The sequence below is a fragment of the Rhodococcus sp. (in: high G+C Gram-positive bacteria) genome (assembly GCF_049591685.1).
In the GTDB taxonomy this organism is placed as follows: domain Bacteria; phylum Actinomycetota; class Actinomycetes; order Mycobacteriales; family Mycobacteriaceae; genus Rhodococcoides.
Map to the genome: position 1 here is coordinate 1 of NZ_JBAWFH010000435.1, position 8,875 is coordinate 8,875.

Annotated in this window: 8 protein-coding genes; 2 read left to right on the top strand and 6 right to left on the bottom strand. The window is 64.3% G+C overall.

The window, feature by feature from the left end; all coding sequences use genetic code 11:
* The 3 genes from zwf to tkt all read right to left on the bottom strand — a co-directional run.
* The coding region (gene zwf, locus WBQ44_RS18295; RefSeq protein WP_495568093.1) for a glucose-6-phosphate dehydrogenase at window positions 1–1,310 on the bottom strand (1,310 nt) is incomplete at its 3' end.
* Between the two features lie 3 nt (window positions 1,311–1,313).
* Window positions 1,314–2,438 (bottom strand): transaldolase, encoded by a 1,125-nt coding sequence (tal, locus tag WBQ44_RS18300; RefSeq protein ID WP_495568094.1) that lies wholly within the window; start codon window positions 2,436–2,438, stop codon window positions 1,314–1,316.
* A 3-nt stretch (window positions 2,439–2,441) separates the two neighbouring features.
* The gene (tkt, locus tag WBQ44_RS18305) at window positions 2,442–4,541 is read right to left on the bottom strand and encodes a transketolase (protein ID WP_495568095.1); all 2,100 of its coding nucleotides are present in this window, start codon (window positions 4,539–4,541) and stop codon (window positions 2,442–2,444) included.
* Between the two features lie 352 nt (window positions 4,542–4,893).
* Between tkt and WBQ44_RS18310 the strand changes: the two genes are divergently transcribed.
* Both WBQ44_RS18310 and WBQ44_RS18315 read left to right on the top strand, forming a co-directional pair.
* The gene (locus WBQ44_RS18310) at window positions 4,894–5,904 is read left to right on the top strand and encodes a heme o synthase (RefSeq protein ID WP_495568096.1); all 1,011 of its coding nucleotides are present in this window, start codon (window positions 4,894–4,896) and stop codon (window positions 5,902–5,904) included.
* 60 nt (window positions 5,905–5,964) lie between these two features.
* Window positions 5,965–6,360, top strand: coding sequence for a hypothetical protein (locus WBQ44_RS18315; protein ID WP_495568097.1), 396 nt, complete (start codon window positions 5,965–5,967; stop codon window positions 6,358–6,360).
* Window positions 6,361–6,520: 160 nt separating this feature from the next.
* On the opposite strand, the gene WBQ44_RS18320 is transcribed toward WBQ44_RS18315, so the two are convergent.
* From WBQ44_RS18320 to WBQ44_RS18330, 3 genes are all read right to left on the bottom strand, one after another.
* Entirely contained in the window at window positions 6,521–7,480 is a 960-nt protein-coding gene (locus WBQ44_RS18320; protein WP_495568100.1) for a COX15/CtaA family protein, read from the bottom strand.
* A 79-nt stretch (window positions 7,481–7,559) separates the two neighbouring features.
* Complete coding sequence (locus WBQ44_RS18325; RefSeq protein ID WP_495568098.1) at window positions 7,560–8,360, bottom strand: ABC transporter permease; 801 nt, start codon at window positions 8,358–8,360, stop codon at window positions 7,560–7,562.
* On the bottom strand, window positions 8,357–8,875 hold a 519-nt coding region (locus tag WBQ44_RS18330), incomplete at its 5' end, for an AAA family ATPase (RefSeq protein WP_495568099.1). The genes WBQ44_RS18330 and WBQ44_RS18325, both read right to left, overlap by 4 nt.

Sequence of the window (8,875 nt, forward strand, 5' to 3'; positions counted from 1 at the left end):
CTGAAATCCATGCTCACATCGCGGACCTGCATGCTCGAACCCGGAACCTTGGACCCGAAACGCATCGTGACGCCCTCGTCCGGTTGCACTCTGATGACCAGTGCGTTCTGTCCGAGCTCTTCCGTCATGGTGGCGTCGAACGGCAGGTGTGGGGCACGTTTGAACACCACGGCGATTTCGGTGACTCGGCGACCCAGCGCCTTTCCCGTACGCAGATAGAACGGCACGCCGCCCCAGCGTCGGGTGTCGACCTCGAGCGTGATTGCGGCGTAGGTCTCGGTGTTGGATTGGGTGTCGAAACCCTCTTCCTCCTTGAGGCCCTTGACCTTCTGACTGCCCTGCCAGCCAGCCGCGTACTGTCCGCGGGCCGATGTTTCGCCCAATGGTTCCGCCAGCTTCGTTGCCGACAGGACCTTGATCTTTTCCGACTGCAGTTCCCTCGGGCTGAAGCTCACGGGCTCTTCCATCGCGGTGATCGCCAGCAGCTGCAAAAGGTGGTTCTGGATTACGTCGCGGGCGGCGCCGATACCGTCGTAATAGCCTGCGCGACCGCCCAATCCGATATCTTCCGCCATCGTGATCTGCACGTGGTCGACGTAGTGCGCGTTCCAGATCGGGTCGAACAGCTGGTTGGCGAAGCGAAGCGCCAGAATGTTCTGGACGGTTTCCTTGCCTAGGTAGTGGTCGATGCGGAACACGGTGTCCTCGGGGAACACCCGGTTGACCACCGTGTTGAGTTCCTTGGCGCTATCGAGGTCGTGACCGAACGGCTTCTCGATGACCACCCGCCGCCACTGGCCATCGCCGCCCTGCGCCAGCCCGGACCGCGAAAGCTGCTCCAACACAACGGGAAACGCCCCGGGGGGGATCGAGAGGTAGAACGCGTGGTTACCGCCGGTGCCTCGCGTGGCGTCGAGCTCGCGGAGGGTCTCGCAGAGCTGGTCGAACGCCGCGTCGTCGTCGAACGAACCCTGAACGAAGCGGAAGCCCTCGGCCAGGGTGCTCCACACCTCTTCGCTGAACGGTGTCCGGGCATGGTCGCGTACGGCGTCGTGAACGATCTGCGCGAAATCGTCGTTGCCCCATTCCCTGCGGGCGAACCCGACCAGGGCGAAGCCGGGGGGAAGGAGCCCCCGGTTCGCCAGGTCGTACACCGCAGGCATGAGCTTCTTGCGAGCCAGATCCCCCGTGACGCCGAAGATCACCAGGCTGCACGGGCCGGCGATTCTCGGAAGTCGTTTGTCGCGGGGGTCACGGAGCGGGTTGATCCACTCCGCGGAATCGTGTGAGTCGGTGTCTGCGGCGCTCACGAATCAGCTCTTCTGGTTTGCTTGACGGAGCTGTTCTTCGGTGGCCTCGAGGAGCTCGCCCCAGGATGCCTCGAACTTCTGGACGCCCTCGTTCTCGAGAACCAGGAACACGTCGGTGATATCGATCCCGATTTCGGTGAGCTTGTCGAAGATCTCTTGGGACTGCGCGCCCAATCCGGAGATGGTGTCTCCGGACACGGAGCCGTGATCGGCGAATGCGTCCATCGTCTTCTCCGGCATGGTGTTCACCGTGTTCGGTGCCACCAACTCCGACACGTACAGGGTGTCGGGGAGCGTCGGATCCTTGACTCCGGTCGACGCCCACAGCGGCCGCTGCGGACGGGCACCCTTGTCGAGCAGCTCCGGGAATCGCGAACCGACCTCGAAGATCTGCTGATACGCGTTGTAGGCCAGGCGAGCATTGGCCAACGCGGCCTTGCCCTTGAGGTCGGTCGCATCGGGAGTTCCGATGGCCTCGAGGCGCTTGTCGACCTCGGTGTCGACGCGGGAGACGAAGAAAGACGCCACCGAGTGGATCGAGGACAGGTCGTGACCAGCGGCCGCAGCCGCCTCGAGGCCGTCGAGGTACGCGTTCATGACCAGTTCGTAGCGTTCGACCGAGAAGATCAGCGTGACGTTGACGCTGATGCCTTCGCCGATGACCTTCGCGATGGCCGGGATACCGGCTTCGGTGGCCGGGATCTTGATCAGGACGTTCGGACGGTCGACGATCTTCCACAGCTCGACGGCCTGCGCGATGGTCTTCTCGGTGTCGTGCGCCAGGCGCGGGTCGACCTCGATGGACACGCGTCCGTCGACCCCTCCAGTGGACTCGTAAATGGGCGCGAACACGTCGCAGGCGTTGCGAACGTCGTCAGTGGTCACCGTACGGATGGTGGTGTCGACGTCGGCGCCGCGCTCCGCCAGTTCGGTGACCTGAGCGTCGTACGCATCGCCCTTGCTCAGTGCCGCCTGGAAGATCGACGGGTTCGTCGTGACGCCGACGACGCTCTTGCTGTCGACCAATTCCTTCAGGTTGCCCGAGCTGATCCGGTCGCGCGAGAGATCGTCGAGCCAGACGGATACGCCTGCTGCGGACAGGTCTGCGAGGTTCTTGTTCTGGGTCATGGGTTATCCCTTCACGTTGGTGATCGAGCGCTGCGCGGCTGCGGTCACGGCCTCGGCCGTGAACCCGTACTCGCGGAACAGCGTCTTGGCGTCCGCGGACTCGCCGAAGTGTTCGAGAGAAACGATCTCGCCGAAACCGCCGACGATCTTGTACCAGGGCATGCCGATGCCTGCTTCTACCGATACGCGCGCCTTGACGGTCGGTGGGATGACCTGGTCGCGGTAGTTCTGGTCCTGGCTCTCGAACCATTCGACGCAGGGCATGGAGACGACGCGTGCGGCGATTCCCTGCTCCTCGAGCTGCTTCTGCGCCTCGACGGCGTACTGCAGCTCGGAGCCGGTGCCGATGAGAACCACGTCGGGCGCTGCTTTGGAGGACTCGGAGAGGATGTATCCACCCTTCGACACACCCTCGTAGTCGGTGCCGTCGAGAACGGGCACACCCTGGCGGGTCAGTGCCAGTCCGACCGGGCCACTGCTGCTCGAGCGGGCGAGGACGGAACGCCAGGCGTAGGCGGTCTCGTTGGCGTCGGCGGGACGTACGACGGACAGGTTGGGGATGGCGCGCAGAGCAGCGAGGTGCTCGACCGGCTGGTGCGTCGGCCCGTCTTCGCCGAGACCGACCGAATCGTGAGTCCACACGTAGATGGGGTCGATGTCCATCAACGATGCCAGGCGGACGGCAGGACGCATGTAGTCGCTGAACTGCAGGAACGTTCCGCCGTAGGCGCGGGTGGGTCCGTGCATGACGATGCCCGACAGGATTGCGCCCATCGCGTGCTCGCGAATGCCGAAGTGGAGGGTGCGGCCGTACGGTTCGGCGTCCCAGTCGTCGGTGGAGATCGACGTCGGGCCGAAGGACTTGGCGCCCTTGATCGTCGTGTTGTTGCTGCCGGCGAGGTCGGCGGAGCCTCCCCACAGTTCGGGCAGAACCGGCCCGACTGCATTGAGCACCTCACCGGACGCCGCGCGGGTGGCAACAGCCTTGCTGCCGGGCTCCCAGGTGGGCAAGACGTCGGTCCAGCCCTCGGGCAGATCACCCGCCGTCAGACGGTCGAGGAGCTTCTTGCGCTCGGGTTCGCGCGCGGCCCATGCGTCGAACTCTGTGTTCCATTCGGCATGCGCCTTGCGCCCACGCTCCTGGAGTGCGCGGGTGTGGCCGATGACCTCGTCGGTGACCTCGAACTTCTTGTCGGGATCGAATCCGAGAGCGGTCTTGACCTTGACGATCTCTTCGTCACCGAGTGCGGCCCCGTGGACTGCACCGGTGTTCATCATCGTCGGCGCCGGGAAACCGATGATCGTGCGCAACACGATGATCGACGGTTTGTCGGTGACGGCCTTGGCTGCCTCGATGGCTTCTTCGATGGCGGTGACGTTCTCGCCGCCCTCGACGACCTGCACGTGCCAGCCGTACGCCTCGTATCGAGCGGCCGTGTTCTCGGACAGCGCAATGTCGGTGGCGTGCTCGATGGAGATCTTGTTGTCGTCGTAGAACAGGATCAGGTTGCCGAGTTGCTGGGTGCCTGCCAACGAGGAGGCTTCCGAGGTGATGCCCTCCTCGATGTCGCCGTCCGATGCGATCACGTAGATGAAGTGATCGAACGGGCTTTCACCGAGAGCCGGTTCGGGGTCGAAGAGTCCACGTTCGCGTCGCGACGCCATCGCCATGCCGACGGCCGAAGCCAGACCCTGGCCGAGCGGGCCGGTCGTGATCTCGACGCCGTCGGTGTGCCGGAATTCCGGGTGGCCGGGAGTCTTGGATTTGAACGTGCGCAATGCCTCGATGTCGGTGAGCTCGAGACCGAAGCCACCCAAGTACAGCTGGAGGTAGAGGGTCAGCGACGAATGGCCGCACGAGAGGACGAAGCGGTCGCGGCCGATCCAGGTCGTGTCGGTGGGATCGTGACGCATGGTGCGCTGGAAGAGTGTGTAGGCGAGCGGGGCGAGGCTCATCGCCGTACCGGGGTGGCCGTTGCCGACTTTCTGTACCGCATCTGCAGCGAGGACTCTGACGGTATCGACCGCCCTGGTGTCCAGGTCCGTCCAGTCGCTGGGGTGGTGCGCCGTGGTGAGGACGTCAATATCGTCTGTGATCGACACGAGCAGAGATCTCCTGACAGTGGTACGAGTGGGGCAACGACGTGCCCGATCCGCTTGGATCGAAAACACCTCGGCTACCAGCCTAGTTCCGTGGGCGCTCGCTGTCGTGCCTTCCCCCTGCCGGGCCGGACCGCGTCCTCGATGCGCTGCGTGGGGGCTGCGTGGGGGCTCGGAGGTGTGCAACTCCATGCCAGGTTCGGGCGACACCGGAATTGGAAGGGAGAGGCTCGACGTCTACCATCGCTTGTAGTAGTGCGCGCCGTGAACGACCGCCAGTGGGATGGTCTTCGCGTGCGCCGCGGTTCGAGCAGGTCGAGTGTTCATGTGTTTCTAGCCCGTGCAAGGAGACGTAGTGCGAATTGGGCAGCAGCCGGGCGGCCACGGATTCGCAGGCGGCCCGGGCCATCCCGATTCCGGTGACGGCGCCTCCGGACAATCCGATGCAACTGCCTCGTCAGCGCCCCGCCGAGCGTGGGCGTTGATTTTGGCCTACATCGCGTTGACGAAGCCGCGAGTCATCGAATTGTTGCTGGTGACGACCATCCCGGCGATGCTCCTGGCCGATCGGGGGCAGGTTCAGCCCGGTCTGATCCTCACGACGCTCTTCGGCGGCATGCTGGCAGCGGCGAGCGCCAACTGCCTGAACATGGTCGTCGATGCCGACATCGACAAAGTCATGGCCCGGACCGCGAAACGTCCGCTGGCGCGCGGCGCCATGCCGGTGTCGCACGCGTTGATCTTCGGTCTGACGCTCGGAGTGGTGTCGTTCTTCTGGCTGTGGCAGACAACCAACCTGCTCAGCGGCGTGCTCGCCGTCGTTACCATCTGCTTCTACATTTTCGTCTACACGCTGGTACTCAAGCGCAGAACTTCGCAGAACGTGGTCTGGGGCGGTGCGGCCGGGTGTATGCCCGTCATGATCGGGTGGTCCGCGGTGACCGGCACCATCGGCTGGCAGGCCGTGGTGATGTTCCTCGTCATCTTCCTGTGGACGCCACCGCACACCTGGGCGCTGATGCTCCGCTACAAGGAGGACTACCAGGCGGCCAACGTGCCGATGCTTCCCGCGGTCGCGTCCGAGACCAAGGTGACCAAGCACATCGTGGTGTACGCCTGGGCAACCGTCGCGGCAACGCTCGCGCTGGCTCCCGGCTCGGGTGTCATCTACGCGGTTGTCGCGGTCGCGTCCGGCATCTGGTTTCTCGTGGTGGCTCACCGTCTGTACGCGGGCGTGCGCGCCGGAACCCCTGTCAAGCCGCTCAAGCTCTTCATTCTGTCCAACGAGTATCTCGCGCTGGTCTTCTGCGGTCTCGCCGTCGATTCGGTCGTCGGATGGGACACGCTCACACAACTTCTGTCCTGATCGCACAGTCGTAGAGGGTTCTTCGCCGTAACCAAGTTACCGAGCGGTATTATCGTCGTCATGGCGACCGAAGCGAAGAACCCCACATCGGATGACGACACATCGTCCACTGCAACCGAGTCGGCGGTGAAGGTGCCCCATCACGCGCTGTCCGCGGTGAAGTCGTTCATCGGTGAGCACGGCGGAACCGGGAACGTGGTGATCCAACACATCGGGCGATGCGGCACGCGCGTCACGCTCGTCGGTGCCGACGGAGTTCTGGGCGACCAGGTGGTGGAGAGCAACGAAATCGCTCACGCATTGGTCGACGCGGTCGACGGACTGACGGAATCGGAATGGGACCGCGAACTCGTCAGCGCTGTGAACCCGGCTCCCGGTCACTACAACCGAATGGCCGGATGGGTCGCCGGGCAGAAGAAGTTCCCGAAAGCCAGAAACGCTCGTCTCGAAAATTGATCGCCGCGCGGGGAACCGTTCGCGGATCTTGTGCGTCGAATTGAGTGGGAGAGGTAGTCGGACGTCTGAGGGGGAGTCCGGCTACCTCTCCTTTCTCAATGTGTGACGAGCCGTGTGTGACGAGCCGTGAGTGACGAGCCGTGTGTGACGAGCCTCGCGGTCAGGCGGCGACGGGTTCGCGAGTGCTGCTGCGTGCGCGGCACGCAGCCCACACTGCCGCCGTTGCTGCCGTGCACGCACCTGCACCCGCAACGTGAATCGCGACGAGCGCGGCAGGGACATCGGTGAAGTACTGAACAACGCCCACGAGTGACTGCGCCAGCACGAGGCCGACCAGAACCTTCAGGCGCGTCGTGATTGTTCTCGGAGCGCCCACTGCATAGAGCGCGAACCCCAGACCGACGAGCAGGGCCAGGTACCCGACGAGCAATTGCGAGTGCAGGTGCACGAGCGTCACGATTTCTATGCCGAGGCGCGGTACCGGCTCCTCGATACTCTTGTCGCCTGCGTGCGGTCCGGCGCCGGTCACCATCGTGCCCGCGACGAGAACTCCACCCAGTGCTATCCCGGACAGCCCCGTCAGCAGCCTCAGCGGCTCGGGAACGGTCTTGGTCACCGCGACGGCGTCATCGGGTTCGTCGATCTTGAAGTACAGCAGGGTTGCAAGCCAGACCATCGCCATCGACGCGACCAGGTGAACGGCAACGGTCCACCACAGTAGGCCGGTCAGCACTGTGACACCGCCGATGATCGCTTGCACAACGGTTCCGAGCGGCATCAGCCACGCGAAGACGATCACGCCTTGTCTGCGCCGAGCTCTGGTGACTGCGAGAACGATGGCCGCGGCTGCTATGACCACGACGAACGTCAACAGCCTGTTGCCGAATTCGACGGCCTGGTGCAGAACCGGCACCTCGGACACACCGACCGGTGTGAAGCTGCCCGGGAAACACTGCGGCCATGTGGGGCATCCGAGGCCGGACGCGGTCACGCGCACGATTGCGCCGGTGACCGCGATCCCTCCCTGGGTGAGGATGACGATGAACGCCAGGATTTTCTGCACTCGCAACGAAGGCAGTGGCAGCCGGTCGACAACGCGCAAAAACGCTCCATACAGCACCAGACGATGGTAGTCACCGGTCAACTACAGAGTGTCGTTGACCCCTCCGGCGGCTGGTAGCGCTGGTATCTGCGCGCAACTAGACAAACTTGAAAGTCCGTACGGCTGCGCACCCGCACAGCAGTGCCCAGACCGTCAGAACACCGACTCCGAACCAGTCCCACGAACCGGTCACGGCCTGCCCGAGCGCCTCGGCCAACGCGCCGGAGGGAATCAGACGGGCGATGGTGTGCAGCGCGCCGGGTAGGTCGTCCGCCAGGACGACGAGGGAGCCGATCCCGAGCATGACGAACCACGCAATGTTGGCGAGAGCGAGAACGACTTCGGCCTTCAACGTCCCACCGAGCAACAGGCCCATGGTGGCGAAGGTCACCGTTCCGATGGCGATGACCACGGCGCCGAGAAGCAGGCCCACCGCATCGGGTCTCCAGCCGAGGGCAATGCCGATCAGGCCGAGTACGACCGATTGCAACACGACGACCAGCAGCACAGCGACCGATTTGCCGGCGATGATGCCCCATTTCGGTAGCGGCGTTGCGCCGAGACGCTTGAGTGCGCCGTATCGGCGATCGAACCCCACCGCGATGGCTTGGCCGGTGAATGCGGTCGACATGACGGCAACCATCATGACGGCGGGCACCACCTGATCGACAGGATGGTCACCCATGGCGCCGAGGGGAAGCAGTGTCAGGCCCACCAGCAGCGTGATCGGGATGAACATCGTCAACAGCAATTGCTCACCGTTGCGCAGGAGCAATTTGAGTTCGAGCATCGACTGCGCGAGCAACATCGTCGACGGCGAGCTTGCCTTCGGTTGCGGCGCGAACAGCCCGCCGGCGAAGCGGTTGTCGGCCAACCGCGCTTCCTTTCGTGCCGTCACCTTCTGAGCTCCCTGCCGGTCAATTCGAGAAAGACATCTTCGAGGCGGCGTTGATCTACTTGCAGTTCCGTTGCGAGCACATTTCGATCGGCGCACCAGGAGGTGACCGTGACCAGTACGTGCGGTTCGATGATGCCTTCGATCGAGTAGGAGCCCGCAGTGTCCTCGACCGGGTGGTACCCCGGGGGCAGGGCGGCGTCGAGTAGTGACAGGTCGAGACCGGGGGGCGCGCTGAAGCGCAGTCGTCCCTCGGCGCCTTGCCTGGTCAGCTCGGACGCAGTTCCCGAAGCGACGATCTTGCCGTGGTCGATGATCACCAGCTGGTCCGCCAACTGCTCGGCCTCGTCCATCAGGTGGGTGGTGAGCAGCACGCTGACGCCGTCGCGCCGGAGTGCGTCGATGAGCTCCCACACGAGCAATCTGGCTTGGGCGTCCAATCCTGCGGTCGGCTCGTCGAGGAACACGAGTTCGGGTCGCCCGACGATGGCGCAGGCCAGCGCCAGGCGCTGTTGCTG